The sequence below is a fragment of the Pseudomonas sp. C9D1 genome (genome assembly GCF_056491235.1).
The window spans coordinates 2,382,533-2,408,331 of sequence record NZ_JBSZIE010000002.1 but is presented as its reverse complement, the minus strand read 5'-3'; the positions used below and the strand labels follow the sequence as shown (position 1 = coordinate 2,408,331).

The 25,799-nt window shown below is 67.8% G+C and carries 28 protein-coding genes; 12 read left to right on the top strand and 16 right to left on the bottom strand.

The annotated features are described in order from the left end of the window. Nucleotides 1-19: 19 nt before the first annotated feature. From ACXI0U_RS19340 to ACXI0U_RS19295, 10 genes are all read right to left on the bottom strand, one after another. Nucleotides 20-529, bottom strand: coding sequence for a DUF2878 domain-containing protein (locus ACXI0U_RS19340; protein WP_374978922.1), 510 nt, complete (start codon nucleotides 527-529; stop codon nucleotides 20-22). Next, the gene (locus tag ACXI0U_RS19335) at nucleotides 522-1,793 is read right to left on the bottom strand and encodes a class I SAM-dependent methyltransferase (RefSeq protein WP_184487375.1); all 1,272 of its coding nucleotides are present in this window, start codon (nucleotides 1,791-1,793) and stop codon (nucleotides 522-524) included. Before ACXI0U_RS19335 ends, ACXI0U_RS19340 begins: the two co-directional genes overlap by 8 nt. After that, the gene (locus tag ACXI0U_RS19330; protein WP_479550698.1) at nucleotides 1,780-2,580 is read right to left on the bottom strand and encodes a DUF1365 domain-containing protein; all 801 of its coding nucleotides are present in this window, start codon (nucleotides 2,578-2,580) and stop codon (nucleotides 1,780-1,782) included. Before ACXI0U_RS19330 ends, ACXI0U_RS19335 begins: the two co-directional genes overlap by 14 nt. After that, on the bottom strand, nucleotides 2,577-3,824 hold the full coding sequence (locus ACXI0U_RS19325) for an NAD(P)/FAD-dependent oxidoreductase (RefSeq protein WP_021222243.1): 1,248 nt from the start codon (nucleotides 3,822-3,824) through the stop codon (nucleotides 2,577-2,579). The genes ACXI0U_RS19330 and ACXI0U_RS19325 overlap by 4 nt, the downstream gene beginning before the upstream one ends. Beyond that, nucleotides 3,821-4,585, bottom strand: coding sequence for an SDR family NAD(P)-dependent oxidoreductase (locus tag ACXI0U_RS19320; RefSeq protein ID WP_431482701.1), 765 nt, complete (start codon nucleotides 4,583-4,585; stop codon nucleotides 3,821-3,823). The genes ACXI0U_RS19325 and ACXI0U_RS19320 overlap by 4 nt, the downstream gene beginning before the upstream one ends. Then, nucleotides 4,582-5,004 (bottom strand): nuclear transport factor 2 family protein, encoded by a 423-nt coding sequence (locus ACXI0U_RS19315; RefSeq protein ID WP_021222245.1) that lies wholly within the window; start codon nucleotides 5,002-5,004, stop codon nucleotides 4,582-4,584. The genes ACXI0U_RS19320 and ACXI0U_RS19315 overlap by 4 nt, the downstream gene beginning before the upstream one ends. After that, nucleotides 5,001-6,434 carry a deoxyribodipyrimidine photo-lyase gene (gene phrB, locus ACXI0U_RS19310; RefSeq protein WP_479550697.1) on the bottom strand — a complete coding sequence of 478 codons (1,434 nt, stop codon included), beginning with the start codon at nucleotides 6,432-6,434 and terminating at the stop codon, nucleotides 5,001-5,003. Before phrB ends, ACXI0U_RS19315 begins: the two co-directional genes overlap by 4 nt. Then, complete coding sequence (locus tag ACXI0U_RS19305; RefSeq protein WP_350447016.1) at nucleotides 6,422-7,381, bottom strand: MerR family transcriptional regulator; 960 nt, start codon at nucleotides 7,379-7,381, stop codon at nucleotides 6,422-6,424. The genes phrB and ACXI0U_RS19305 overlap by 13 nt, the downstream gene beginning before the upstream one ends. Nucleotides 7,382-7,383: 2 nt before the next feature. Beyond that, the gene (locus ACXI0U_RS19300; RefSeq protein WP_431482699.1) at nucleotides 7,384-8,346 is read right to left on the bottom strand and encodes a YbgA family protein; all 963 of its coding nucleotides are present in this window, start codon (nucleotides 8,344-8,346) and stop codon (nucleotides 7,384-7,386) included. A gap of 142 nt (nucleotides 8,347-8,488) precedes the next feature. Continuing rightward, nucleotides 8,489-9,472: an NAD(P)/FAD-dependent oxidoreductase gene (locus tag ACXI0U_RS19295; RefSeq protein ID WP_021222249.1), complete on the bottom strand. Its 984-nt coding sequence runs from the start codon at nucleotides 9,470-9,472 to the stop codon at nucleotides 8,489-8,491. A gap of 200 nt (nucleotides 9,473-9,672) precedes the next feature. On the opposite strand from ACXI0U_RS19295, the gene ACXI0U_RS19290 reads away from it, so the two are divergent. The 3 genes from ACXI0U_RS19290 to ACXI0U_RS19280 all read left to right on the top strand — a co-directional run bounded on the left by ACXI0U_RS19290 (nucleotide 9,673) and on the right by ACXI0U_RS19280 (nucleotide 13,090). Continuing rightward, a complete protein-coding gene (locus ACXI0U_RS19290) occupies nucleotides 9,673-10,584 on the top strand; it encodes a TIGR01777 family oxidoreductase (protein WP_431482698.1) in 912 nt (303 codons plus the stop codon). Further along, complete coding sequence (hemH, locus tag ACXI0U_RS19285) at nucleotides 10,581-11,606, top strand: ferrochelatase (protein WP_431482697.1); 1,026 nt, start codon at nucleotides 10,581-10,583, stop codon at nucleotides 11,604-11,606. Before ACXI0U_RS19290 ends, hemH begins: the two co-directional genes overlap by 4 nt. A 125-nt stretch (nucleotides 11,607-11,731) precedes the next feature. Further along, complete coding sequence (locus tag ACXI0U_RS19280) at nucleotides 11,732-13,090, top strand: spinster family MFS transporter (protein WP_431482696.1); 1,359 nt, start codon at nucleotides 11,732-11,734, stop codon at nucleotides 13,088-13,090. A 138-nt stretch (nucleotides 13,091-13,228) separates the two neighbouring features. Here ACXI0U_RS19280 and ACXI0U_RS19275 read toward each other — a convergent pair whose 3' ends face one another. Further along, a complete protein-coding gene (locus ACXI0U_RS19275) occupies nucleotides 13,229-14,506 on the bottom strand; it encodes a uracil-xanthine permease family protein (RefSeq protein ID WP_350447012.1) in 1,278 nt (425 codons plus the stop codon). 3 nt (nucleotides 14,507-14,509) lie between these two features. Next, nucleotides 14,510-15,148 (bottom strand): uracil phosphoribosyltransferase, encoded by a 639-nt coding sequence (upp, locus tag ACXI0U_RS19270; protein WP_021222254.1) that lies wholly within the window; start codon nucleotides 15,146-15,148, stop codon nucleotides 14,510-14,512. Between the two features lie 267 nt (nucleotides 15,149-15,415). On the opposite strand from upp, the gene ACXI0U_RS19265 reads away from it, so the two are divergent. Next, nucleotides 15,416-15,973, top strand: coding sequence for a hypoxanthine-guanine phosphoribosyltransferase (locus tag ACXI0U_RS19265; protein ID WP_431482695.1), 558 nt, complete (start codon nucleotides 15,416-15,418; stop codon nucleotides 15,971-15,973). Between the two features lie 4 nt (nucleotides 15,974-15,977). After that, nucleotides 15,978-16,448, top strand: coding sequence for a WbuC family cupin fold metalloprotein (locus ACXI0U_RS19260; RefSeq protein WP_184487383.1), 471 nt, complete (start codon nucleotides 15,978-15,980; stop codon nucleotides 16,446-16,448). On the opposite strand, the gene dauA is transcribed toward ACXI0U_RS19260, so the two are convergent. Continuing rightward, on the bottom strand, nucleotides 16,436-18,160 hold the full coding sequence (dauA, locus tag ACXI0U_RS19255) for a C4-dicarboxylic acid transporter DauA (RefSeq protein ID WP_265169716.1): 1,725 nt from the start codon (nucleotides 18,158-18,160) through the stop codon (nucleotides 16,436-16,438). The two genes, ACXI0U_RS19260 and dauA, sit on opposite strands and share 13 nt — an antisense overlap. A gap of 128 nt (nucleotides 18,161-18,288) precedes the next feature. Here dauA and ACXI0U_RS19250 point away from each other — a divergent pair, with 128 nt between their 5' ends. The 3 genes from ACXI0U_RS19250 (at nucleotide 18,289) to ACXI0U_RS19240 (ending at nucleotide 20,563) form a co-directional block, all read left to right on the top strand. Continuing rightward, the gene (locus ACXI0U_RS19250; protein ID WP_431482694.1) at nucleotides 18,289-18,810 is read left to right on the top strand and encodes a hypothetical protein; all 522 of its coding nucleotides are present in this window, start codon (nucleotides 18,289-18,291) and stop codon (nucleotides 18,808-18,810) included. Between the two features lie 63 nt (nucleotides 18,811-18,873). Beyond that, nucleotides 18,874-19,161: a PA4642 family protein gene (locus ACXI0U_RS19245; protein ID WP_021222259.1), complete on the top strand. Its 288-nt coding sequence runs from the start codon at nucleotides 18,874-18,876 to the stop codon at nucleotides 19,159-19,161. A gap of 94 nt (nucleotides 19,162-19,255) precedes the next feature. Continuing rightward, complete coding sequence (locus ACXI0U_RS19240; protein WP_479550696.1) at nucleotides 19,256-20,563, top strand: WD40 repeat domain-containing protein; 1,308 nt, start codon at nucleotides 19,256-19,258, stop codon at nucleotides 20,561-20,563. 121 nt (nucleotides 20,564-20,684) lie between these two features. On the opposite strand, the gene mqo is transcribed toward ACXI0U_RS19240, so the two are convergent. Together mqo and ACXI0U_RS19230 are read right to left on the bottom strand one after the other, a co-directional pair. After that, nucleotides 20,685-22,208, bottom strand: coding sequence for a malate dehydrogenase (quinone) (gene mqo, locus ACXI0U_RS19235; RefSeq protein ID WP_021222261.1), 1,524 nt, complete (start codon nucleotides 22,206-22,208; stop codon nucleotides 20,685-20,687). A 337-nt stretch (nucleotides 22,209-22,545) separates the two neighbouring features. Then, the gene (locus ACXI0U_RS19230) at nucleotides 22,546-22,782 is read right to left on the bottom strand and encodes a hypothetical protein (protein ID WP_431482692.1); all 237 of its coding nucleotides are present in this window, start codon (nucleotides 22,780-22,782) and stop codon (nucleotides 22,546-22,548) included. Between the two features lie 170 nt (nucleotides 22,783-22,952). Here ACXI0U_RS19230 and ACXI0U_RS19225 point away from each other — a divergent pair, with 170 nt between their 5' ends. Continuing rightward, nucleotides 22,953-23,537, top strand: a complete 585-nt coding sequence (locus ACXI0U_RS19225; protein ID WP_021222263.1) for a YajG family lipoprotein — start codon at nucleotides 22,953-22,955, stop codon at nucleotides 23,535-23,537. 178 nt (nucleotides 23,538-23,715) lie between these two features. After that, entirely contained in the window at nucleotides 23,716-24,003 is a 288-nt protein-coding gene (locus ACXI0U_RS19220) for a hypothetical protein (protein ID WP_043246545.1), read from the top strand. A gap of 79 nt (nucleotides 24,004-24,082) precedes the next feature. Here ACXI0U_RS19220 and ACXI0U_RS19215 read toward each other — a convergent pair whose 3' ends face one another. Further along, nucleotides 24,083-25,246 carry a 1-acyl-sn-glycerol-3-phosphate acyltransferase gene (locus ACXI0U_RS19215; protein ID WP_271658993.1) on the bottom strand — a complete coding sequence of 388 codons (1,164 nt, stop codon included), beginning with the start codon at nucleotides 25,244-25,246 and terminating at the stop codon, nucleotides 24,083-24,085. Nucleotides 25,247-25,350: 104 nt separating this feature from the next. Here ACXI0U_RS19215 and ACXI0U_RS19210 point away from each other — a divergent pair, with 104 nt between their 5' ends. Continuing rightward, nucleotides 25,351-25,533 carry a CPXCG motif-containing cysteine-rich protein gene (locus ACXI0U_RS19210; RefSeq protein ID WP_271658992.1) on the top strand — a complete coding sequence of 61 codons (183 nt, stop codon included), beginning with the start codon at nucleotides 25,351-25,353 and terminating at the stop codon, nucleotides 25,531-25,533. Next, nucleotides 25,533-25,793 carry a putative signal transducing protein gene (locus ACXI0U_RS19205; RefSeq protein WP_265169714.1) on the top strand — a complete coding sequence of 87 codons (261 nt, stop codon included), beginning with the start codon at nucleotides 25,533-25,535 and terminating at the stop codon, nucleotides 25,791-25,793. Before ACXI0U_RS19210 ends, ACXI0U_RS19205 begins: the two co-directional genes overlap by 1 nt. The last annotated feature ends 6 nt before the right edge of the window (nucleotides 25,794-25,799 follow it).

Sequence of the window (25,799 nt, the reverse complement as noted above, 5' to 3'; positions counted from 1 at the left end):
GCTCCGGTTGCCGGGGCGATCAGGTGCTCGGCCTTGGCCGCTTCAACTGCCTCGCCAGGCGATGCAGCAGAGGTAGCAGCGCCGCCCAGATGAGCGCCAGTACCAGCAGGCTCGGCAGCGTGCCGAAGGGCAGGCCGACCCCGGCCACGCGCGCGCCGGCCAGGTACGACAGCGGTGCGGCGATGGCGCCCAGCAGGCTGGCCAGCCACCAGGGCCGGGCAGTCCAGGCCAGGCAATGGTTGAGCGTGGTGCCCAGCAGTGCCCAGAGCAATACCAGCCAGGGCGGGATCAGGTGCCCGCCGTAGCCGAAGTCGAACAGGCCGAGGTTGAGCAACAGGCAGTCCAGCAGGCTGCCCAGCAGCGTCACCGCGATCACCAGGCGGCCATCCTCCGACCAGGAGCCGATGCAGAGGAAGTGCAGCGCCAGGATCGCCGGCGCCACCAGCAGCAGGAGCGGCTGGTTGGCGGCGAACAGGCAGGCGAACCAGCCCAGTTGGAACAGCGCCGCATTGGCCAGCTGCCTAGGCATCCAGGCGGCCGAGCAATGACGGCGGGCGCGCGCCGGGCTTGGCCAGCACCAGTTGCGCGGTGCCGATGGCGCGCTCCAGGAAGCCACCCTCGCAGTAGCACAGGTAGAACTCCCAGAGCCGGTAGAAGGTTTCGTCGTAGCCCAGTTGCTCCAGGCGCCCGCGCGCTGCGCGCAGGTTGTCGTGCCAGTGGCGCAGGGTGCGTGCGTAGTGGGGGCCGAAGTCCTCCATGTGCAGCAGGTTCATGTCGCTGTCGCGGGTGATCACCTCCAGCATCTTCTGCACCGAGGGCAGGGCGCCCCCGGGGAAGATGTAGCGCTGGATGAAGTCGACGCTGCGTTTGGCCTGCTCGTAACGCTGGTCGCGCATGGTGATGGCCTGCAGCAGCATCAGCCCGTCGTCCTTGAGCAGGCGTGCGCACTGCTTGAAATAGGCGGGCAGGAAGCGGTGGCCCACCGCCTCGACCATCTCGATGGAGACCAGCTTGTCGAAGCGCCCGTCGAGGTCGCGGTAGTCCTGCAGCAGCAGGGTGACGCGTGATTGCAGGCCCTGCTCCTCGATGCGCTGGCGGGTGTACTCGTACTGCTCGCGGGACAGGGTAGTGGTCGTCACCCGGCAGCCGTGGTGGGTGGCGGCGTAGAGCGCCATGCTGCCCCAGCCGGTGCCGATCTCCAGCAGGTGGTCGTCGGGCTTGAGGTCGAGCTTGCGGCAGATGCGTTCCAGCTTGTTCAACTGGGCCTGCTCCAGGCTCTGCTCGGGGCTGGCGAACTGCGCGGCGGAGTACATCATGGTCGGGTCGAGCATCTGCTCGAACAGGTCGTTGCCCAGGTCGTAATGGGCGGCGATGTTGCGCCGCGAGCCGGCCCGTGTGTTGCGGTTGAGCCAGTGCAGGCCCTGCACCAGGGGCCTCCCCAGCAAAGCCAGGCCGCGTTCCATGCCGTCGAGCACATCGAGGTTGGCGACGAACACGCGGATCACCGCCGTGAGGTCCGGCGTGGTCCAGTAACCGTGGATATAGGCCTCCCCCGAGCCGATGGAGCCGTTGGCCGCCACCAGCGGCCAGACCGCCGCATCCTGCACCTCGATACGTGCCCTGAGTTCAGCCTGAGCGTCGCCGAAGACCCGTTCCTCGCCGTCCTCCAGCACGGTCAACTGGCCGTGGCGCAGCCCTTCCAGCTGGGCCAGCACCAGCCGGCGCAACAGGCCGCCGGCCAGGCCGGTGGTGCCGAACAGGCCCGGCTTGATGCCGAGACTAGTGCTCTTCATGGTGATGCTCCTTCGAATGCGTGGTGGCGACGCGGTAGGCGCCGTCCGCCGCCTGGTGGGAGAACAGAGGCAGGCGTTTGAGCAGCAGGCGCAGGGCCTGCCAGTAGATGCCCAGGACGGTCTTGGCCGTCATCCAGGGAAAGCGTGCGAGGTAGCGGTGCAGGCTGGCGCGATCGAGTTCGTGGCGCTCCAGGTCGAGGGTCGCGTCGAACAGCCGGGTGTCGCCCTGCCAGTCCTCCATGTGCACCGCCAGGCGTGGGCCCACCGGGCTGAAGGCCATGCGGTACTCCAGTTCGCGGGGCAGGAAGGGCGACACGTGGAAGGCCTTGTCCACCCGCACTCGCTGGTGGCCCTCGCCCTGCGCCGGCACCACGTAGTGGTAGCGCTCGCGCCAGGGCGTGTTGGTCACCTCGCAGAGGATCGCCATCAGCGTTCCGTCGGCGTCATGGCAGTAGAAGAAGCTCGCCGGGTTGAAGGCCAGCCCCCAGCTGCGCGCCTGGGCCAGTAGGCAGATGGCGCCTTCGGGGCGAACGCCCAGCGCCTCGGTCACGCGTTGGCGCACCGCCTCGGCCAAGGTCATGCCGGCGCCGGTGAACTGCGGCAGGAAGTCGCGCTCGCGAAAGGCGAAGGGCGCGAAGCGGCCGTGCCCGGCCAGGGGTGAGAGGCCGAGCACCTGTTCCTGCTCGTCCAGGTCCAGGTAAAGCAGGCCGATGCGGTAGCGGAAGGCGTGGGCCCGGGGCTGGTGCCGCCGGTGCCTGACCCAGCCGCTGTAGAGGGCGCTGTTCACAGGGATTCCCCGAACTCGCGGGCCACGCGCAGGGCGCTGACCACGCCATCCTCGTGGAAGCCGTTGCCCCAGTAGGCACCGCAGAAGTAGCTGTGCTGCTTGGCGTTGATCTCCTCCCAGCGCGCCTGGGCGCGGACGCCCTCGAGGCTGAACTGCGGATGGGCGTAGCTGAAGCGGGCGAGGACGCGCGCGGGGTCGATGGCTTCGCCCTGGTTGAGGCTGACGCAGAAGGTCTCCGGCGCCTGGATACCCTGGAGGATGTTCATGTTGTAGGTCACGGCCGCCGGACGCTGGCGAGGGCCGCCCAGGCGGTAGTTCCAGCTGGCCCAGGCCAGTGGCCGGCGCGGCAGCAGGCGCGTGTCGGTGTGCAGCACCACCTCGTTGTCGGCATAGGGCAGGGCGCCCAGTACCTCGGCCTCGGTCGCGCTCGGCTGGGCCAGCAGGGCCAGTGCCTGGTCGCTGTGGCAGGCGAATACCACCTTGTCGAAGCGCTCGCTGCCGGCGGCGCTGTGCAGGGTCACGCCCTCGGCATCGCGCTCGACCCAGGTCACCGGGCAGGACAGGCGGATGTGGTCGGCGAAGCTGGCCGTCAGTGGCGCCACGTAGCTGCGCGAGCCCCCGCTGATCACCCGCCATTGCGGGCGGTCGTTGACCGATAGCAGGCCGTGGTTCTTGAAGAAGCGCACGAAGAACTGCAGCGGGAAGGCCAGCATGTCGTCCAGCGGCATGGACCAGATCGCCGCCCCCATCGGTACCAGGTAGTGATCGCGGAAGCGCTCGCCATAACCGCCCATGCGCAGGTAGTCGCCGAGGGTGATGGCGGGGTTGATGCGGCCCGCGTCGAGGTCCGCCTGGGCGTCGTGGTTGAAGCGCAGGATTTCTCGCAGCATGCCCCAGAAACCCGGCGAGAGCAGGTTGCGCCGCTGGGCGAAGAGGCTGTTGAGGTTGTTGCCGTTGTACTCCAGGCCGCTGGCCGGGTCGTGCACCGAGAAACTCATCTCGGTGGGTTGGCTGGCCACGCCCAGGCGCTCCATCAGGCGGATGAAGTTGGGGTAGGTCCAGTCGTTGAAGACGATGAAGCCGGTGTCCACGGCGTAGTCACGCCCTTGCAGGTGCACGTCCACCGTGTGGGTGTGGCCGCCGATCCAGTCGCTGGCTTCGAACAGCTGGATATCGTGCTGGCGGGCCAGCAACCAGGCGCAGGTGAGACCGGAAATGCCGCTGCCGATGATGGCGACTTTCATTGGGGAGCTCCGTTACGGGCCAGGCGTCGGCCCAGGGCCAGGCGCACCCGCGCCGGCAGCCGGGCGAGCAGGCGCAGGGCGAGGATGAAGGGGCCCGGGAAGGCGATTTCCAGCGGCCGCCGCTGCAGCCGCCGGACGATGTGGTGCGCGGCACGTTGCGTCGACCAGCGCATGGGCATGGGGAAGTCGTTGCGCTGGGTCAGCGGCGTGTCGACGAAGCCGGGGCTCACCAGCGTGACGTCGAGGCCTTCGTGGGCCAGGTCCACGCGCAGGGATTCCAGCAGGTAGCGCAAGCCGGCCTTGGAGGCGCCATAGGCTTCGGCGCGAGGCAGGGCGAAGTGGGTGACGGCGCTGACCACGCCGACCAGGTGCGGCCGTTCGCCCTTGCGCAGCAGGGGCAGGGCGGCTTCGATGCAGCGCGCCGGGGCGAGCAGGTTGGCGGCTACCACGCGCTCGACCAGGTCGGCGTCGAACCGCCCGGCCTCCAGGTATTCGCAGGTGCCGGCGTTAAGGATCGCGCAGTCCAGCGCGCCCCAGTGCCGGGCGATGCGTTCGCCCATGGCGGTGACCTGGGCGGCGTCGGTCAGGTCGCCCGGCACCAGCAGTACCTGCTCGGGGAAGCGCTGCTGCAGGGTTTCCAGCGGGCCGCTGCGGCGGGCGCTGAGGGCGAGACGGTGCCCGTCCCGGAGCAGCAGTTCGGCCAGTTCGGCGCCGATGCCGCTGCTGGCGCCGGTGAGCCAGATGCGTCGGGAGTCGTTCATGCCAGTCGCCCCTTTAGCAAGCGGACCACCCCGCCCAGCAGCGGCACGTGTTCATAGAGCAGCGCGCCGGCATCGAAGTAGTCGCGGTGGTAGTACACCCGTTCGTTCCAGCGCAGGTGCGAGCAGCCTTCCACCGCAATCGGGCGGCCGCCTGCCAGGCGTGGGTGGCGATAGGTCATGGTCCAGCGCAGGTAGCCTTGGCCTTCACCCGCCTGGTCATAGCCGTGGAACTCGAAGTTAAGGTCGTTGACGTTCTCGTAGAGCCCGGCGAAGTAGCGGCGGATGGCGGGCAACCCTTCGACATGGTGCAGCGGGTCGGTGAACTGGGCGTCCTCGCTGTACAGCGTGGCGAGCAAGTCGAGGTTGTCGCGGCCCAGGCGCGCGAAGTCCTCGGCGAAACGTTGCAGGAAGGCGCTCATGCCGTGACCGCCTTGGGCAGGCTGCGGAACGCGGCGATGGCCCGGTCGCGGCTGGAGGAGAGGTCCACCATCGGCTGTGGATAACCTTCCGGCAGGAACAGCCCGCCACGGGCGGCCGGGTCGTGGATGTCCTTCTTGTCCAGGCTTGCCAGCTCCGGCAGCCACTGGCGGATGAACACCCCTTGCGGGTCGAAGCGCTGGGACTGGCTGACCGGATTGAAGATGCGGAAGTAGGGCGCGGCATCGGTGCCGGTGGAGGCGCTCCACTGCCAGCCGCCGTTGTTGGCCGCCAGGTCACCGTCGATCAGGTGGCGCATGAACCAGCGCTCGCCCTCGCGCCAGTCGATCAGCAGGTTCTTGGTGAGGAACATGGCCACCACCATGCGCAGGCGGTTGTGCATCCAGCCGGTGGCCAGCAATTGGCGCATCGCCGCGTCGACGATGGGGATGCCGGTACGCCCCTGCTGCCAGGCTTCCAGGTCTTCTGGGGCATCGCGCCAGCGCAGCGCTTCGGTGTCGGCGCGGAAGGCGCGGTGGCGGCTGACGCGTGGGTAGCCCACGAGGATGTGCTTGTAGAACTCGCGCCAGAGCAGTTCGTTGATCCAGGTGACGGCGCCGGCGTTGCCCGACTCGAACTCGCCCTGGTTGCTGCGCAGCGCGGCATGCAGGCATTGCCTTGGCGACAGCACGCCGGCGGCGAGGTAGGGCGACAGCTGGCTGGTGCCGGGGTGTGCGGGGAAGTCGCGTTCGTCCTGGTAGTGCTCGATCTGCTGGTCGGCGAACGCCTCCAGGCGGCGGCCCGCTTCCTCTTCGCCGGCGGGCCAGAGCGCTTGCAGGCTGGCAGGCGGGCTGTGGAAGCCCTTCACCGTGGCGGGTACGGCGCTGCTTTCGATATCCAGCGGCTCCTGCTTTTTCGGCAGCGGCGCACTGTGGGGCAGGGCGCTGTGCAGCCGCGCGTAGCAGGCCTTGCGGAACTGGCTGAAGACCTGGAAGTAGCTGTCGCTCTTGGTCAGCACGCTGCCCGGCTTGAACAGCAGTTGGTCGAGATGGCTGCGCAGGCGCAGGCCGTCGGCCTGCAGGCGTGCCTTCACGGCGGCATCGCGCTGGCTCTCGTTGATGCCGTACTCCTCGTTGACGTGCACGGTGCTGACCTGGTGCTCGTGGCACAGGCGGGCGACGGCTTCCGGGGCTTCGTCCCAGAGGTCGGCGCGGCGGATCAGCAGCGGCACGTTGAGGCGCGCCAGCTCGGCCTGCAGCGAGGCCAGGTTGCGCAGCCAGAAATCCACCTTGGCCGGGGCGTCGTCGTGTTCCAGCCACTGGCCGGGGCTGAGCAGGTAGAGGGCCAGGGTCGGCCCGGCGGCCATCGCGGCGGACAGGGCCGTGTTGTCCTGGATGCGCAGGTCGCAGCGGAACCACATCAGTTGGCGCATGGAAGATCCTCGGGCCTGGCCAGCACACCAAGGCTGGACAGGGTTTGCAGGGCCGCGACCGGGTCGTCGGCGAGAGGGGGACGGATGCCTTGTGCGGCCAGCTCTTGCAGCTCGCGCTGGTGGATGCGCACGGCGGGCCCGGCCAGCACCAGCGGGCAGCCGTGGTCGGCCAGCAGGCGCGCCAGGCTGGGGCCGGCCAGGGCTTGTTCGGCATACAGCAGCAGGGCGCGGGGCTCGATACGGGCGATGGCCAGGGGCAGCTCGGCGGCGGGTATCGGCCACTCCAGCACCTCCACCGCGCAGCCGGCATTGCTGGCCAGCCAGGCGCTTATCCACAGGCCCGGCGCCATGGGGTGTTCACAGGGGTTGAGCAGCAACAGCGGGGCGCCGCCATGCTGGCGGTTGTTGTGGTAGATGCGCGCGCCCAGCTTGCTGCGCAGCCAGGCGTTGAAGAACACCCGCTCCAGGCGCGCGCCATAGGCATCGCCCCAGCGGGTTTCCAGTGCTTCGAGCAGGGGCAGCAGCAGTTGCTGGCACAGCGTCAGCGGGGGGTAGATCGACAACGCGGCGTTGAAGCGCTCGTCGAGGCGGCGCTCTGCCAGGGCGCCGATGGCCTCCAGCAACTGATGACGCTGCTCGTCCCACAGCGAGGAAGACGAGAGTCCGGCGTGCTGACCGCCCCGCAGCAACCCCTTCACCTGGCCCACCGGTACGCCACGGTCGAGCCAGGTGAGCACGGCGTGGATGCGCGCCACATGCTCCGGCGCATACAGGCGGTGGCCCTTGGCGGTGCGCTGGGGCAGCACCAGGCCGTAGCGGCGTTCCCAGGCGCGCAGGGTCACCGGGTTGACGCCGGTGAGCCGCGCCACCTCGCGGATGGGCAGCAGGCCCCGGGCGAGTGCGGCCTGGAAGTCGCCGTCGAGCGGCGTGTCGTCGTAATCGTCCATGGCTAGATGGCGTTGCGCAGGCTGAGGTCTTCGGGATGCGGCTGCAGGTAGGCCTGCTGCGCGATGTAGGGATGCGGGTGGCGGGCGAAGTGGTGCTTGAGCAGGGTGAGCGGCACCACCAGCGGCACGATGCCGGTGCGGTACTGCTCGATCAGGCGCTGCATCTCGGCCTTCTCGTCACGCCCCAGGGCGCCCTTCAGGTAACCGCTGATGTGCTGCAGCACGTTGCTGTGGGTACCCCGGGTGGCGCAGCGGCTGAGGCCCTTCATCAACTCGCTGAAGTAACGCGGTGCCAGTTCCTCGGGGTGGTGCTCGCCAATGCTGCCGAGCATCCGCCCGAGGGCGCGGTAGCGCGCGGGGTCGCTGGCCATCAGCTGGTACTTGTAGCGGGCGTGGAATTCGAGGATGCCGCGCCGGGTCAGCCCCTCGGCCAGCAGGGCGCGCCAATCGGCGTGGGCGTAGACGCGGGTGAGGAAATTCTCCCGCAGCACCGGGTCGCACAGGCGGCCTTCTTCCTCCACCGGCAGGTCGGGGCGGGCGGCGCAGAAGGTCTCGGCGAACAGGCCGCGCCCGCCGCCTTCGGCGGGGTAGCCGTTGTCCTGGTAGACCTTGACGCGGTATAGGCCGCAGGAAGGTGACTTCTGCATGAAGATGAAGCCGTCCAGGTCGTCCAGGCGCTCGGCGGTCTGCCGGCCGTAGTCGCGCAGGGCATCGCTGACGTCACGCTCGTCGCGGCTGCCCACGGCGCGCGGGGCAGCGGGGTCGCCCACCAGGCGCAGGGTCGGGCGCGGCGTGCCGAGGCCGATGCCGACCTCCGGGCAGACGCGGACTAATTCCAGGTGGCGGGCGAGGAATTGGCTGCACAGTCGGGATTCCTTGTGCCCGCCATTGAAGCGGACTTCCTCGCCCATCAGGCAGGCGCTGATGCCGATCTTGGGGGGCTGGGCAGTGGGGGCGCTGGACATGCGGTGCCTCGGATGAACTTGTACAGGTTATGTTATTTGTACAACCTGTGTTCATGATAGGCGTGTCATTGTACAAATCAATAGTCTTGTACAACTTTTTCGGCGACCTGTCCGGGGTCGCCGATGGGACGGTGTGCGACCGTTAGAGGTGTTCGAGCAGGCGGCGGGCGGCGTCCTGCCCGCTCAGCCAGGCGCCTTCCACGCGGCCGGAGCTGCACCAGTCGCCGCAGGCGTAGAGCCCCAGGTCGGCGTCGGCCAGGGCGCCCCATTCGTGGGCCTGGGCCGGGCGCGCGTAGAGCCAGCGGTGGGCCAGGGTGAAGGCTGGCGGCGATACGGCACAGCCGATCAGCTCGGCGAAGGCGCCGTAGAGCTGCTCGATCACCGCTTCCTTGGGCAGGTCCAGGTGCTGGCGGCTCCAGGCGCTGGTGGCGTGCAGCACCCAGGTGTCCTGGCTGTTGTCGCGACCGGGCTTGGTGCGGTTGCGCGCCACCCAGTCGAGCCCGCTGCCTTGCACGAAGCAGCCTTCGACGGGTGTCTCCAGCGGCTTCTCGAAGGCCAGGGCCACGGCCCAGGTGGGCTCCATGGCGACGCTGGCGGCGACCCCGGCGAGCTTGGGGGCGGCGGCCAGCAGGGTGGTGGCCTGGGGCGCGGGGGTGGCGATGATGACGTGGCTGAAGGGGCCGTGGCTCTGGCCCTCGGCGTCCTGCAGGCTCCAGTGCTGCTCGCCGCGGAACACCTCGGTGATGCGGCAGCTGAAGTTCACCGGCAGCGCGCCCATCAGGGCCCGGGTGATGGCGCTCATGCGTGGGGTACCGACCCAGCGCACCTGTTCGTCCGGGGAGGGCGAGAGGGTGCCGTTGCGGAAGTTGTAGAGGGTGGGCGTCCACTCGGCGACCCAGCCGCGGTCGCGCCATTGCTGGACGACTTCGGTGAAGCGGCGGTCACGGGCGGTGAAATACTGCGCGCCGAGGTCGAGCGAACCGGCGTCGCTGCGCTTGCTGGCCATACGACCGCCACTGCCGCGGCTCTTGTCGAAGAGCTGCACGGCGTGCCCGGCGGCATGCAGCGCCTGGGCGGCGGAAAGGCCCGCGAGGCCGGTTCCGATGATGGCGATGGGAGTGCTCATGGTTACCTCTTTACCTTGTGCTGTAGCGACTGCTGATCAGGTGTTCGATAAACCTATACACTTTTGTTGCGTTGTACAGGGCTATCGGTTCCAATTCGAGTGCCGCTCATAAAGGTGTGACCATGGCGGACTCAACCCGTGCCCTGTCTTGATTCAGACTAGGGCGATATCTCCACTTAGCACCATGCGAGGAGGATGCCATGCACATATTGCTGACCGGCGGTACTGGCCTGATCGGCCGTGAGCTCTGCCGGCTGTGGAGCGGGCAGGGCCACCAGGTCACCGTGCTCAGCCGCACGCCGCAGCGCGTGGCGGGGCTTTGCGGGCCCGTGGTGCGGGCCATCGACAGCCTCGACGAATACGGTGACGGGCCCCTGGATGCACTGGTCAACATGGCGGGCGAACCGGTGGCCGGCGGGCTGTGGACGCGCAACCGCAAGGCGAAGATTCTCGACAGCCGGGTGGCCTTCACCGAGCGCCTGCTGGCCTGGCTGGAGACCCGCGAGCAACGCCCGGCGCTGCTGCTGTCCGGCTCGGCGGTGGGCTGGTATGGCGACGCCGGCGAGCGCGAGCTGCGCGAGGACGCGCCACCCGGCAACGGCGATTTTGCCAGCGCCCTGTGCATCGCCTGGGAAGAGACCGCGCAACGCGCCGAGGCACTGGGCATCCGCGTGGTGCTGTTGCGCACTGGCCTGGTGCTCGCGGCCCATGATGGTTTCCTCCGCGACATGCTCCGGCCCTTCCGCCTCGGCCTGGGCGGGCGCCTGGGCAGCGGCCGCCAGTGGATGCCGTGGATTCACCTGCAGGATCAAATCGCCGCGATGGATTTTCTTTTGCATCAGGAGGGGGCCAGTGGTCCCTATAATGCGTGCGCTCCGCACCCCGCGCGCAATTGTGATTTCACCCGGAGCCTGGGCCGCGCGCTGGGGCGGCCGACCGTTCTGCCGGCGCCGACCTTCGCGTTGCGCCTGCTGCTGGGGGAGATGTCGATCCTCCTGCTGGGTGGCCAGCGCGCCTTGCCGACGCGTTTGCTGGAGGCGGGATTCACCTTTCGTTTCACCGATCTGGATACGGCGCTCGCCGATGTGCTGAGGCCTAAGGACGTTGCATGACTGATCACGCGCTGCTGCTGGCCAACCTGGGCTCACCCGCTTCCACCTCGGTGGGGGACGTGCGTCGCTACCTCAACCAGTTCCTCATGGACCCCTACGTCATCGACCTGCCCTGGCCGCTGCGTCGCCTGCTGGTCTCGCTGATCCTGATCAAGCGTCCCGCGCAGTCGGCCCATGCTTACGCCTCCATCTGGTGGCCCGAAGGCTCGCCGCTGGTCGCTCTCAGCCGCCGCCTGCAGGCCGCCACCCAGCCGTTCTGGCCCCATGGGCCGGTGGCCCTGGCGATGCGCTACGGCGAGCCTTCCATCGAGAACACCCTGCAGGAGCTGGTGCGCCAGGGCGTCAAGCGCGTGACGCTGGCACCGCTCTACCCGCAGTTCGCCGACAGCACCACCACCACCGTCGAGCAGGAGACGCGCCGGGTCATCGCCGCCCATGGCTTCAAGCTCCAGGTGCAGGTGCTCGACCCCTTCTACGACCAGCCCGAGTACCTCGATGCCCTGGTGGCCAGCGCCCGCCCGCACCTGGAACAGGGCTTCGATCACCTGCTGATGAGCTACCACGGGCTGCCCGAGCGTCACCTGCACAAGGCCGACACCAGTGGCAGCCACTGCCTGAAGGGCGCGGACTGCTGCCAGCGTGCCGAGGGCCAGGTACTCGCCCGCTGCTACCGTGCCCAGTGCTACCGCACCAGCGAAGGCTTCGCCGCGCGCATGGGGCTGCAGCCGGGGCAGTGGTCGGTGTCCTTCCAGTCGCGCCTGGGGCGTGCCAAGTGGATCGAGCCCTACACCGAAACCCGCCTCGACGAGCTGGCGGCCCAGGGGGTGAAGAAACTGCTGGTGATGTGCCCTGCCTTCGTCGCCGACTGCATCGAAACCCTGGAGGAGATCGGCGACCGCGGGCGCGAGCAGTTCATCGCCGCTGGCGGCGAGGACCTGGTACTGGTGCCCTGCATGAACGATCACCCGCAATGGGCCCAGGCACTGGCCAGCCTTTCCGGCAAGGCCCAGCGCCTGCTCTGAGCATCAGCCCGGGGACAGCCCGGGCATTCGCCTGGCCTATAAAGCCGCTGCTTCATCCCGCCTGCACCTAAGCTGGGCGCTTCTTCCACCGTCGTGCGCCGCACCGGCGGCGCCGAGGAGAGCCCATGCAGAACAACAACAATGGCTATCCCTCGGGCCTGCGAGCCTGGACCACCGTCGCCATCCTGATGGTGGCCTACGTGCTTTCCTTCATCGATCGGCAGATTCTCAACCTGCTGGTTGAGCCCATCCGCCGTGATCTGGTCATCAGCGATACGCAGATGAGCCTGCTGATGGGCCTGTCCTTCGCGCTGTTCTACACCGTCTGCGGCATCCCCCTAGGGCGCCTGGCCGATACCCGCAGCCGCCGCGGGCTGATCGCCATCGGCGTACTGTTCTGGAGCGCCGCTACCGCCGCCTGCGGCATGGCCAAGCTGTACTGGCAGTTCCTCGTCTGCCGCATCGGCGTGGGCGTGGGCGAGGCGGCATTGTCGCCGGCGGCCTATTCGCTGATCGCCGACAGCTTCCCCCAGGAGCGCCGCGCCACCGCCATCAGCGTGTATTCCATGGGCGTGTACCTCGGCTCGGGGCTGGCCTTCCTGCTCGGCGGGCTGGTGATCAAGTTCGCCTCCGCTCAGGGCGACGTGCACCTGCCGCTGCTGGGTGACGTACGCCCCTGGCAATTGATCTTCCTCATCCTCGGCGGTGCCGGCGTGCTCTTCACCTTGCTGATGCTGGCGGTGCGCGAGCCGGCCCGGCGCGGCGTGGGCGCCGGTGTCGCGGTGCCTTTTTCTGAAGTGGGGCGCTACATCCGCGCCAACCGCCGCACCGTGCTCTGCCACAACTTCGGCTTCGCCGGGCTGGCCTTCGCCGGCTACGGCAGCGCGGCGTGGATCCCCACCTTCTTCATCCGCACCTACGGCTGGGACGCCGGCCACGTGGGCGTGGTCTACGGCAGCATCGTCGCGGTGTTCGGTTGCTTCGGCATCGTCTTCGGCGGCCGCCTGGCGGACCGCATGGCCAAGCGCGGGCGCAGCGACGCCAACATGCGCGTCGGCCTCATCGCCGCCATCGGGGCGCTGCCGCTGGTGCTGGTGTTCCCGCTGCTGGACAACGCCAACTGGGTGACCGTGCTGATGGCGCCGACCGTGTTCTTCCTCAGCATGCCCTTCGGCGTGGCGCCGGCGGCGATCCAGGAGATCATGCCCAACTCCATGCGTGGCCAGGCTTCGGCCATCTACCTGTTCGTCATCACCCTGATCGGCCTGGGCCTCGGCCCCACCGCCGTGGCCCTGGTGACCGACTACGTGTTCGCCGACGACAAGGCGTTGCGCTACTCGCTGCTGATCGTCACCTCGCTGGCGGTGTTCAGCTCGGTGGTGCTGCTGTGGATGGGGCTCAAGCCCTACCGCGAAAGCATCGAGCGCCTGAAGCAGTGGGTGGCGCCGAGCCCGCTGCCGGGCGCCAAGCTGGTGGATGCCTGATCGATGGGTTTCGCTCCGCTCTACCCATCCTACGGAGGCTACCGAACGGGGTATGAGCCCGGAGAGCCTCGTCATCGATGACGCCACGCTGCCAATAAAAAGCCCCGCGATTGCGGGGCTTTTTTTGTGGCGCGGGGCTCAGATGTCCGGCGCGTCGTCCGCCGCCTTGTGCTTCCAGGCGTCGTGGCCGGGAAGGACCAGGTTGAGGGCGATGGCGACGATGGCGCAGAGGGCGATGCCCTTGAGGCCGAAGTCGTCCGGGCCTGTGCCGGTGCCGATCAGCACGCCGCCGATGCCGAACACCAGGGTCACCGAAACGATCACCAGGTTGCGCGCCTCGGCCAGGTCCACCTTGTGGCGGATCATGGTGTTCATGCCCACCGCGGCGATGGAGCCGAACAGCAGGCAGAGGATGCCGCCCATCACCGGCACCGGGATGCTCTGCAGGATGGCGCCGAACTTGCCGATGAAGGCCAGGCCGATGGCGAATACCGCCGCCCAGGTCATGATCTTCGGGTTGTAGTTCTTGGTCAGCATCACCGCGCCGGTGACTTCGGCGTAGGTGGTGTTCGGCGGGCCGCCGAACAGGCCGGCGGCCGAGGTGGCCAGGCCGTCGCCCAGCAGGGTGCGGTGCAGGCCGGGGGTCTTCAGGTAGTTCTTGCCGGTGACGCTGCCCACCGCGATCACGCCGCCGATGTGCTCGATGGCCGGGGCCAGGGCCACGGGGACGATGAACAGGATGGCCTGCCAGTTGAACTCGGGGGCGGTGAAGGCCGGCAGTTCCAGCCAGGGTGCCGCGAGGATCTTGGCGGTGTCGACCACGCCGAACCAGAACGACAGGGCGAAGCCCACCAGCACGCCGGAGATGATCGGCACCAGGCGGAAGATGCCCTTGCCGAACACCGCCACCACCAGGGTGGTCAGCAGCGCCGGCATGGAGATCCACATGGCGGTGGCGTAGGGGATCAGCTCCGTGCCGTCACCGGCCTTGCCCATGGCCATGTTGGCGGCGATGGGGGCCATGGCCAGGCCGATGGAGATGATCACCGGGCCGATCACCACCGGGGGCAGCAAACGGTCGATGAAGCCGGTGCCTTTGATCTTCACCGCCAGGCCGAGGAAGGTGTAGACGAAGCCCGCCGCCACCACGCCGCCCATGGTCGCGGCCAGGCCGAACTGGCCCTTGGCGAGGATGATGGGGGTGATGAAGGCGAAGCTCGATGCGAGGAACACCGGCACCTGGCGACCGGTCACGATCTGGAACAGCAGGGTGCCCATGCCGGCGGTGAACAGCGCCACGTTCGGGTCCAGGCCGGTGATCAGCGGCATCAGCACCAGGGCGCCGAAGGCCACGAAGAGCATCTGCGCGCCGGATAGCACCTGGCGCCACAGCGGTTCGTTGAATTCATCGCTCATGGATCAGGTGTCCTTCTGCTTGGTGCCGAAGATCTTGTCGCCGGCATCGCCCAGGCCCGGAATGATGTAGCCATGCTCGTTGAGCTTTTCATCGATGGAGGCGGTGAAGATCATCACGTCCGGGTGGGCATCGTTGACCACCTTGATGCCTTCCGGCGCGGCCACCAGCACCATGGCGCGGATCTCCTTGCAGCCGGCACGCTTGAGCAGCTCGATGGTGGCGACCAGGGAACCGCCGGTGGCCAGCATCGGGTCGATGATCAGTGCCAGGCGCTCGTCGATCTCGGGGGCCAGTTTTTCCAGGTAGGTGTGCGCTTCGAGGGTTTCCTCGTTGCGGGCTACGCCCACGGCGCTGACCTTGGCGCCCGGGATCAGGCTGAGCACGCCGTCGAGCATGCCGATGCCGGCACGCAGGATGGGCACCACGGTGATCTTCTTGCCGGCGATCTTCTCCACCTGCACCGGGCCCGCCCAGCCCTGGATCTCGTAGTTTTCCAGGGGCAGGTCGTTGGTCGCTTCATAGGTGAGCAGGGCGCCCACTTCCTGGGCCAGTTCGCGGAAGTTCTTCGTGCTGATGTCGGCGCGGCGCATCAGGCCGATTTTGTGGCGGATCAGCGGGTGGCGGATCTCTCGGATAGGCATGGGGTGTTACTCCGGCGGGCTGGCAAAAAAATTGCGTTAGATTAAAGCATTGCCTGTGCCATGTCGTGACTGACTGGCCGGTCGCGCGACCTTTGGGGCGTTGCATGACGAGGCCTGCGGGGCTGCGACAAACTATCCTCGACACTCGTCCGGCAGGGCTTGCTCCCGGACAGACGGATGAGTACCTTTGCCGACTTTTATCTTGACGCCCCGATCAACTTCCCACGGAAGCCAGGGCCAACGCCGCTCAAAAACAGAGGAAAAGCCATGCCCGCCGATCTCGCCCACATCCGCCAGGTAATGGCCGAAGCCGACTGCCTGTACACCGATGCCCAGGTCGAAGCCGCCATCGACCAGATCGCCGGCGCCATCAACGGCGAGCTGGCCGAGCGCAACCCCGTGGTCTTCTGCGTGATGAACGGCGGCCTGATCTTCGCCGGCAAGCTGCTGCCGAAGCTCGACTTCCCCCTGGAGCTGTCCTACCTGCACGCCACCCGCTACCGCAATGAAACCAGCGGCGGCGAGCTGTTCTGGAAGGCCAAGCCGGAAATCTCCTTCATCGACCGCGACGTGCTGATCATCGACGACATCCTCGACGAAGGGCACACCCTCGCGGCGATCATCGACTTCTGCAAACACGCCGGCGCCGCCCACGTGCACACCGCCGTGCTGATCGACAAGACCCACGACCGCAAGGCGCGCCTGGACCTCAAGGCCGACTACGTGGGCCTGCCCTGCGTGGACCGCTACATCTTCGGCTACGGCATGGACTACAAGGGCTACTGGCGCAACGCCGCCGGCATCTTCGCCGTCAAAGGGCTCTAAGCCCGTGGCTGTGCGCTTCCTCGACCAGGCCCTGTTCGCCGACCTGGCCGCAGGGGCCGCGGCCAGCCCGCGCCAGCGGCTGCACCACAACTTCCACGGCATGGAAGAGCCCTGCCACCGCATGGCGGTGGGGCTGCAACCCGGCACCTACATCGCCCCCCATCGCCACCTGTCCGCCGACAAGGCCGAGACCCTGCTGGTGCTCAAGGGCGCCCTGGGCCTGCTGCTGTTCAGCGAGGACGGTGCCGTGCAGGAGACTCGCGAGCTGCGTGCCGGAGGCGAGTGCGTCGGGGTCGATCTCACGCCCGGCCAGTTCCATGCCCTGGTGGTGCTGGAGGCCGACAGCCTGCTCTTCGAATGCAAGGCCGGCCCCTATCGCCCGTTGGTGGATGGGGAGTTCGCCCCTTGGGCGCCCCGCGAAGGCGAGGCCGCCGCCCTCGACTACCTGGCCTGGATGCGCGCTCAGTTCGGCTGAGGCTCCAGCCAGCGCAGGGCCTTGGCCCGCGCCTGTTCCAGGTCGCGCACATAGGCCAGGCGGCCGTCCTCGCGACGGATGCCGGCACGGCGCAGCTTCAGCCGCACCCGCGTCGTGGTGCCCACCAGCACCAGGCCGATCCCCTGCTTGTGGTAGTCGTTCAGCAGGTTCTCGATGGCCGCCAGTGCGGTCATGTCCAGCAGCGGTACCGCGCTGATTTCCACGATCACCACCTTCACCTGCGGGTTCAGCCGGCGCAGCACGCTCAGGGCCTTTTCCGCGGCGCCGAAGAACAACGGGCCACGGATCACGTAGGGCATCACCTGCTCCGGCAGGCCCTCCAGCGCCTGGCCGAGGTGCGCGGGCAGGGGCTGGGCGTCGGTGAGGTCGCTCATGCGCTTGATGAACAGGGCCGCCGCCAGCAGCAGGCCGACGCCCACCGCCAGCACCATGTCGAACAGCACCGTCAGCACCAGGCAGGTGAGCAGCACCAGCACGTCGTTGCGCGGGGCGATGCGCAGGGTGTGGGCGACGTGGCGGGCCTCGCTCATGTTCCACGCCACCATCAGCAGCAGCGCAGCCAGGGCGGCCATCGGCAGGTAGCTGAACAGCGGCGCCAGCAGCAGCATGGCCAGCAGCACCACCCCGGCGTGGATCACCGCCGCGATAGGCGACACGGCGCCGGCGCGGACGTTGGCGGCACTGCGGGCGATGGCGGCGGTGGCGGTGATACCACCGAACAGCGGCGCCACCAGGTTGCCCAGGCCCTGGCCGAGCAGTTCGGCGTTGGGGTCGTGGCGGGTGCCGGTCATGCCGTCGGAAACCACGGCGCAGAGCAGCGACTCGATGGCGCCCAGCATGGCGATGGCGAAGGCCGGGGCGAGCAGCTGGCGCACCAGCTCGAAGGACATCACCAGCGGCGCGCCACTGGCGCCCGGCAACTCCCAGGGCCACGCGAAGCTCGGCAGGAAGGGCGGGATGCCGGGGTGCACCATGCCATCGAGTTCATAGGTGAAGCGCTCGCCGAGGGTCGCCACCGGCAGGCCCAGGTAATCCAGGGCCAGGCCCAGCAGGGCGCCGACCGCCAGGGCCACCAGGTGTCCCGGCACCTTGGGCACCAGGCGCGGCCACAACAGCAGGACCGCGAGGCAGGCCAGCGCCACCAGCGCGTCGCCCAGGTGTGCACTTGGCAGTGCCTGGGCCAGCAGGCCGAGCTGCTCGACGTAGTTCTGTGGCGGGTGGGCCAGCTCCAGGCCGAACACGTCCTTGATCTGCAGGGTGGCGATGACGATGCCGATGCCGGCGGTGAAGCCCAGGGTCACCGGGTAGGGGATGAACTGGATCAGCCGGCCGAAGCGCGCCAGGCCCATGGCGAGGAGGATCATCCCGGCCATCATGGTGCACAGCAGCAGGCCACCGAGGCCGAATTGCTGGGTGATGGGCAGGAGGATGACCACGAAGGCGGCGGTGGGGCCGGAGACGTTGAAGCGCGAGCCGCCGCTGAGGGCGATCAGCGGGGCGGCCACCAGCACCGTATAGAGGCCATGCTGCGGCGCGACCCCGACGGCGATGGCCAGCGCCATGGCCAGCGGGATGGCGACGATGCCCACCGTCAGGCCGGCGCCCAGGTCGCTGCGCAGGGATTTCCAGGAATAGCCGCTGCGCAGGCTCTGGCGCAGGGCAGCGAACAGTGGCGGCATGGGTAATGACATGGCGACTCCTCGGCGGAAGGCACCGATTATAGGGGCTGCGTGGCGCTTGCCACCTTGACCTGAGTCCAATGACTACAGGCCAAGGGCCCATGCTAGAGTGCTGCGCTCGTTTCTGCCGGGAGTTGCCGATGTCTCGCCGTACCCGCTTCGCTGCCATCCTCCTGCTCGCCGCCAGCCTGCCCCTGGCCGCCGCCCCGAGCGGGGCCCCCAAAGGGGCGACCACGCTCCTGCGGACCGACTTCCTGCCCCCCGACGAACAGGGCCTGCGCCAGGAGCAGCCCGAGCAGCAGCTGGTGGTGAAGGTGGTCAGCTACCGCGTCACCCTGGGCAACCAGCGCCAATCCAACCAGCAGCCGATCCCCATCACCACGCCGATGCTGATCCAGCTGCGCGCCGCACCCGTGGTCAAGACGACCGGCAAGGGCTCGGAAGCGGTCGATGTGCAGATCGACTTCGAGGCCGACGGCAAGAGCCTGAAGAAGGCGACCTACGACGAAGCCACCCGCAAACTGACGCTGCACTATCCACAGTCCCAATACCGCGCGGTGCTCGATCTGCTGCGCAGCGGCACGGTGTTCTGCCAGTTCGCCGCCTACCCCAACGGCCATGTCTGGGCCGACCTGCACCTGGGGCCCGTACGCCTGCGTTGAGCCGCATCGGCCTGCGGGGGTAAACTTCGGGCCCCGTGTGTTCCGGCCAGAGAGTAGTGAGCGATGCGCAAAGACAAGAAGCAGGTGATCGGCGAAGAAATCACCGAGGACTCGATCAAGCTGTTCCTCACGGTGGAGCCGGCCGATGCGACGCCGCCGTCCCTGCACAAGCTGGTCAAGGCCTATCGCGGCCTGCGCATCGATGACTTCGAACGCTTCCTGCAGTTCTTCCTCGAGGCCGGCTACGACCTCGGCGCCAAGGACGAGCAAGGCAATGACTTCGTCGCCCTGATCAAGGATCAGCGCCTGGCCGAACCCTATATCGAGGCCGTTCAGGCCGCCCGGGGCTGACCCGAGTTATTCACAGGAACCCGCCTTCGAGCGGGTTTCTGCTTTTCTGGGCCTGGCAAAAACAGTGACCCAACGCACGAACGAGGAGGTGCACATGAGCAAGGAAGACGCATCGCAACGCTGGCAGCAGAAGACCGTCGCCTATGCCCGCGCGATCAACGCCTATGTCGAAAAAGGCCTGCGCGAGGGCTGGGACAACGCCGGCAAGGAGCCCAGTTCCGCCGGGCGCGAGAAGCTGGTTCCCGCGCTGCTGGAAGCCCTGCGCGAGGCCAACCGCAGTGGCCACCTGGAAGGGCTGCAGGAAGCCTGGCCACCGGCCCATGCGCCGCTGCACGAGGTGCTCGATGAGCAGGGCCAGGCCATTCCCATGCTCGCGCTGCTGGATGATGGCTCCATCGTCGCGCGCATCGGCGCCACCTGGGAGCCGGGGCACGTGGTGCGCATCGTCGGTGATCGGGTCGAGGATGTACCGGGCCTGGCGTTCTTCGGCGCCTGCCCCAATCGACGTTTCTACGCCCTGGCGCGGGAGACGGGCGTGGAGGTGCGGGACGGCTGGGACGGCCCGGTGGTGCTGCACTGCCCCTGGCCGCTGGGCACCGAGGATGCGCCCGAGGGCGTGGAGCTGGAAACCTTCGCCGAGACGCCGCGCCCCACGCGCCTGCAGCCCTTCCCGGATGGGCGCCGGGTGCTGCTGGTGAGCAGCTCGGGCATCTTCGTGCTGGCCCCGGAAGGCGCGCGTCGCCTGTACCCGGACAACGCATCGCTCAAGGAATACGCCGAGGCCACCGGCTACGAGCCGCCGTACTCCACCGGCCTGAGCATGGAGCACGGGGCGGTGTCGGCGGACGGTCGCTGGATCGCCGTGGGCGGCCAGGACGGTCGCCATCACCTGTTCGACGCCGACCTGCAACCGGTGGCGGCCATCGGGCCCCATGGCGAGTACCCGCATTACGCCCTGTTCAGTGGTGATGGCCGCAGCGTGGCCTTCAACGCCTGCCACTTCTACAACGGCGGCACCCTAGCCGTGGACCTCGCCCAGGCAGCGGGCCTGGATTCGGACCACTACGAGGATGTGGCGGGCGTGACCCTGGTGGAGGAGGGCGCGCGCGTCTACGCCGGTGCCTCCCTGGGCGATCGCTTCATCCTCGGCGACGCCTACGGCTACCTGCGTTGCGTCGATGCGACGGGCGAGCCTGGCTGGCAGCACTTCCTCGGTTCGACCATGTGCGCCATCGACCTCTCCGCCGATGGCCGAACCCTGGTGGCCTCCAGCTACGCCGGCATCATCGCCATCATCGACCTGGAGGCTGGCCGCCCGGAGTGGCAGATCGGCACCGGTGAGCACCGCGAGCGTCGCCGCTGGCTGTTCTGGAAGGGCGAGGAAACGCCGCTGGCGTGGTGATCGGCGCGAAGACCATTGCTCTGCATGATGGGTTTCGCTCCGCTCTACCCATCCTACGGGCTGGCTCTGCCCCAGAACGAAAAAACCGCCCCGAGGGGCGGTTCTTTCATGGCGCTGAAGCTCAGCCCGCAGTGGCGGCGCTGGCTTCGGCCGGCTTGGCGGTGGCGATGCCCAGGCGCGCATCGCAGTGCTGGCTGACGCGGTGGTACAGCTCGGCGTCGGTCTCCAGCTCTTTCTCGCGAGCGGGGAAGATCTCCTTCAGCTTGGCGGACCACTCGGCCGAGCGGGCCTGCTCGGCGAAGCAGCGTTCGATCAGGTTGAGCATGATCGAAACGGTCACCGAAGCACCCGGGGATGCGCCGAGCAGGGCGGCGATACTGCCGTCCTCCGCGGCCACCAGTTCGGTGCCGAACTGCAGGATGCCGCCTTTCTTGGCGTCCTTCTTGATGATCTGCACGCGCTGGCCGGCCACTTCCAGGCGCCAGTCGGCCGGGTCGAGTTCCGGGTAGAACTTGCGCAGGGCATCCAGGCGCTGTTCCTGGGACTGCATCACTTCCTTGATCAGGTAGCGGGTCAGGTCCATGTTGTCGCGCGCCACGGCCAGCATCGGGCCGAGGTTGCTCGGGCGTACCGACAGCGGCAGGTCGAGGAACGAGCCGTGCTTGAGGAACTTGGTTGTGAAGCCGGCATAAGGCCCGAACAGCAGGGACTTCTTGCCGTCGACCACGCGGGTGTCCAGGTGCGGCACGGACATCGGCGGGGCGCCCACTTCGGCCTGGCTGTAGACCTTGGCCTGGTGGTGCTTGACCACGTCGGGGTTGTCGCAGCGCAGCCACTGGCCGCTGACCGGGAAGCCGCCGAAGCCCTTGCCTTCCGGGATGCCCGACAGTTGCAGCAGCGGCAGTGCGCCGCCGCCGGCGCCGAGGAACACGAAGCGCGCGGCGACTTCGCGGTTGGCACCGCTCTGGGTGTTCTTGATGCTGACCTTCCAGCCGTCATCGGTACGCTTGAGGTCGGTGACCTTCTGGAAGTAGCTGACGCGGGTATCCGCCTGGGTGGCGAGGTACTGCAGCAACTGGTTGGTCAGGGCGCCGAAGTTGACGTCGGTGCCGTTGGCCGCACGGGTGGCGGCGACCGCTTCGTCCGCAGGGCGGCCGGGCATCATCAGTGGCATCCATTCGGCCAGGGTGGCTCGGTCTTCCGAGTACTCCATGTGGGCGAACGCGTGGTGCTTGGTGATGGCTTCGAAGCGCGTCTTGAGGAAGGGGATGTCCTTGCCGCGCACGAAGGACAGGTGCGGCACGGAGTTGATGAAGTCACGGGGCGAACCGAAGCCTTCCTTGTCGCTCAGGTAGGACCAGAACTGCTTGGAGACTTCGAACTGGGTGTTGATCAGTACCGCTTTCTTGATGTCGATGGAACCATCGGCGGCCTGGGGTGTGTAGTTCAGCTCGCACAGGCCGGCATGGCCGGTACCCGCATTGTTCCAGGGGTTGGAGCTCTCGATGGCACCGGATTCGCGGAGTTCCGCGATTTCCAGCTTGATGCCTGGATCGAGTTCCTTCAGCAGGACCGCCAGTGTGGCGCTCATGATGCCGGCCCCGACCAGCAACACGTCCACTGCTTGGTAATCGTCTTGCGCCATTTGCTCGCCACTCTCTCGTGAAGTAGTGAAAAACCGTCATCTCACGCTCTTTTGGAGACGTGAACCTCAAAAGATCGCCTACCGGGGGCAGGCCGCTTCCATCAGCGCGGGTGGCGCTGCGTCCATGCAAAGGGATTTGCACGTCGGGCGGAAGGTGCGGCAGGCCAGTGATGGCAGCGAAAGTGGACGGCTCTCTGTGGGGCTGTGCGGGTGCCAAGCGAAGGCTCGGCCGGTGTTGCGAGGCCCGATCAGGAGACGACCTTATAATCGGGGGGCGATTGTAGCGAAGAAATAGGAGGAATTGAGCGTTTGTACGTGACTTTTATTCATCCATCGGTCAGGCCGCCAACGCTCGCGCGCCGCGTGACTGCTGGACGACCTGCTGGATGAGCGCGGAGGCGGGCAGTTGCTGGCCGATCCACGACAGGCGCTGTTCGCGGACCTGCACCCATCGGCCCCGCGCGGGCGCCTCGGCAGCCTGGTGGAAGCCACGGCACAGGCCCTTGTCGTCGAGCAGGGCGAAGCAGCGGATCTTGGGGCGAGGGGCGAACAGGGACCAGATGAACATCATCACGGCTTTCTCCTTGGGTATGCCGCTTTATCCCATCCCTGCGTGACAGGGGCATTACAGGAACCCGCCGGGCCTCCCAACGGTCTCATTCCAGGCCACTGATGGCGCTCTGTCAGTAGGCGTGCCGGCTGGTTATACTCCCGGCCTTCCGCGTCCAACCTGGAGAAACAAGCATGCTGAATCGCGCGTTGCTCGGCCTGCTGGCCGGCCTCAGCCTGACCCTGGTCGGCTGTGCCCTCAGCCCGCAACAACTCAGCCCGCAACCCAAGCTCACCGGCCCGCTCACGCCCGTCGGCCAGGGCCAGCCGGTAGTGGTTCGTGTCGCCGATGGGCGCTCCTCGCCGGTGCTCGGCACCCGTGGCGGCCTCTATGCGGACACCAGCAACATCACCGTTCAGGGCCAGGACATCCTGCCGCGCCTGCAGACCGAAGCCGAAGCCGCCGTGCGCCTGCTGGGCTTCACGCCGTCGCCCAACGCCTTCAACGCCCCGCAGCTGACCCTGACCCTGGCCGACCTGAAGTACCAGTCGCCCAAGGAAGGCGTCTACGTGACCAAGGCTGACATCAGCGCCACCTTCCGCGTCGACGTGCAGAACGCCAGCCGTCGCTACAGCGGTCGCTACAGCGCCTCCCTGGCCCAGCAGTTCGGCACCGCGCCGAACCAGGAAACCAATACCAAGCTGGTATCCGGTGTGCTCAGCGACGCCCTGACCCGCGCCTTCAAGGACCCGACCATCGGGCAGATGCTGGCGCAGTAAGGCTGCACCGCTGCGAACGAGCCCGGCCCCCGTGCCGGGCTTTTTCTTGCCTGCGCGATTCGTCGGAAACGCCGCAGGGGAGCGGGGCGCTCGGGTAGACTCGCCGCCGAATCCGGATGGCCCGCTCCCCGCGCGGCCGCATTTCCACCTCGCAGGCCGCGCCTGCTCGGAGTTGAAGATGTCCCTGCAGGACCTCTGGTCTGTCTACCTCGCCCATCCCCACCAGGTGGTCAACGCCCTGGCGCTGTTCTTCGCCCTGGTCGGTTCCTGGCTGCTGGTCGCCACCCGCCTGCGCGAGCAGCGCGTCGCCGGGCGCCTGGCCGCCGACAGCGAAATGGAGGGGATGGCGCAACCGGCGCTGATGCAGGACGAGACCACCCAGCGGCTGAACCGCTTCTTCTACGCCTTCGGCTATTTCAGCCTGGCCGTGGCCCTTGGCGTGTCCTGGGCCAGCACCCAGCTCTGAGCGATCCCGGCGCTGCCGGTGACCGGCTGGACATGAAAACGGCGACCCGAGGGTCGCCGTTTTGCATTGCGCGCTACCGTCAGAGCTGCAGGCCGGCCCTGATGCGGTACTGGTTGCGCACCGGGGTGGCGTACTGCAGCACCAGCCAGGGACGCTGTTCTTCCGGGCAGGCGTTGAGGCGCTTCTGCCACTCGGCGCGGGCGCGGGCGATCTCGTCCGTGCCGAACAGGCTTTCCAGCGTCGGCACCGCCAGCTCGGGGTCGCGCTCGCTCCACATGGCGTAGGCCAGATAGTGCACCGGGAACAGCCGGTAGCCGCCGAGGATGCGACGGTCCATCTCGGCGGCCAGCAGCTTGGCGTCAGCGATGTCCTCGCGGATCTCGTCGTTGAAGGCGATGTGCACCCGGCCTTTGTAGCCGGTGATGCCCAGGGCGATGCTGGTGTCGTCCTCGCCCGGCGCCTTCTCGTAGCCGCCGGTGGTGGCGCGGATATACAGCTCGCGGGCCTTGGCCAGGTCGCAGGGATCGTATTCGTAGCTGATCGACACCGGCACCAGGTGCAGGTCGTGGATCACCGCGGCGAAGGGCTCGTCCTTGCGGCTCATGTGGAACATCTTGAGGATCGCCGAATCGGTGCGGTCGTCGCCGTCCTTCGCGCGGCCCTCGGCCTGGGCGATCCAGATCGACTGGGCGTCCACGCGGATGGAGTGGTTGATGTAGGCCGACAGCAACTGGAAGGCCGCCAGCTTCTCGCGCCGGCCCGCCAGGTTGCGGTGCACGATGAAGCTCTTGTTCAGGCGCATGAGGTCGCTGACGAAGGGCTTCTGCAGCAGGTTGTCGCCGATGGCGATGCGCGGCGTGGGCACCCCGGCGTGGTACACGGCGTAGTTGACGAAGGCCGGGTCCATGACGATGTCGCGGTGGTTGGCGACGAACAGGTAGGGGTTGCCGGGCTTGAGCTTGTCCACGCCGGAGTAAGTCACGCCGTCGGTGGCGCGCTCGATGGTGTGGTCGACATAGGGCTCGATCTTGTCCTGCAGCGCGGTCACCGAAGCGATGCCGCGGAACTCGCGACGCAGGCGATGAGCTATAACAGGCTTGAGCAGCCAGCCGAGCGGGCCTGCCAGGCGGGGGAAACGATAGCGGGTGAGGGCGCCGAGGAAAGCCGGGTCGGCGGACAGGCGCGCGAGCACCTCGGCCACCTCGGCATCGTCGTAGGGTCGGATGGCTTCGAATTCGCCCATCGGGTTCTCTTGTTGTGCTGCGGCTGGAGATAAGGGTGGCGCCCCGAATCACGGGGCCTGAAATAGACCGGCGATTATACAGCCAAGTCACACGGGAGTTTCGCATGCTGGAAACCCAGGCCTATGAATGCCCCCACTGCGGCGAACCGGTGGAAGCGGTGCTCGACCTTTCTGCCGGCGACCAGCAGTACATCGAGGATTGCCCGGTGTGCTGCCGGCCCATCGTCTTCGCGCTCGCCACCGACGGTGAGGACTGGAGCCTCGACGTGCGGCGGGAGGACGACTGATGCAGCGCATCTATGAGCCCGGCGACCTGATCGAGGCGGAGCTGCTCCTGGGTATGCTGGCCAGCGAGGGCATCGAGGCCCACCTGGCCGGCGGGCACCTGCTGGGCGGCATCGGCGAGCTGCCGTTGATGGGGCTGCTGGGCCTGCTGGTGGAGGATGAGGACGCCGAGCGGGCGCGGCTGTTGATCGCCACGTACAATGCCGCGCAACCCATGCCGGGCGATGAGCCCGACAGCTACCCCGGCACCCTGCTGTGCTGAACCTGC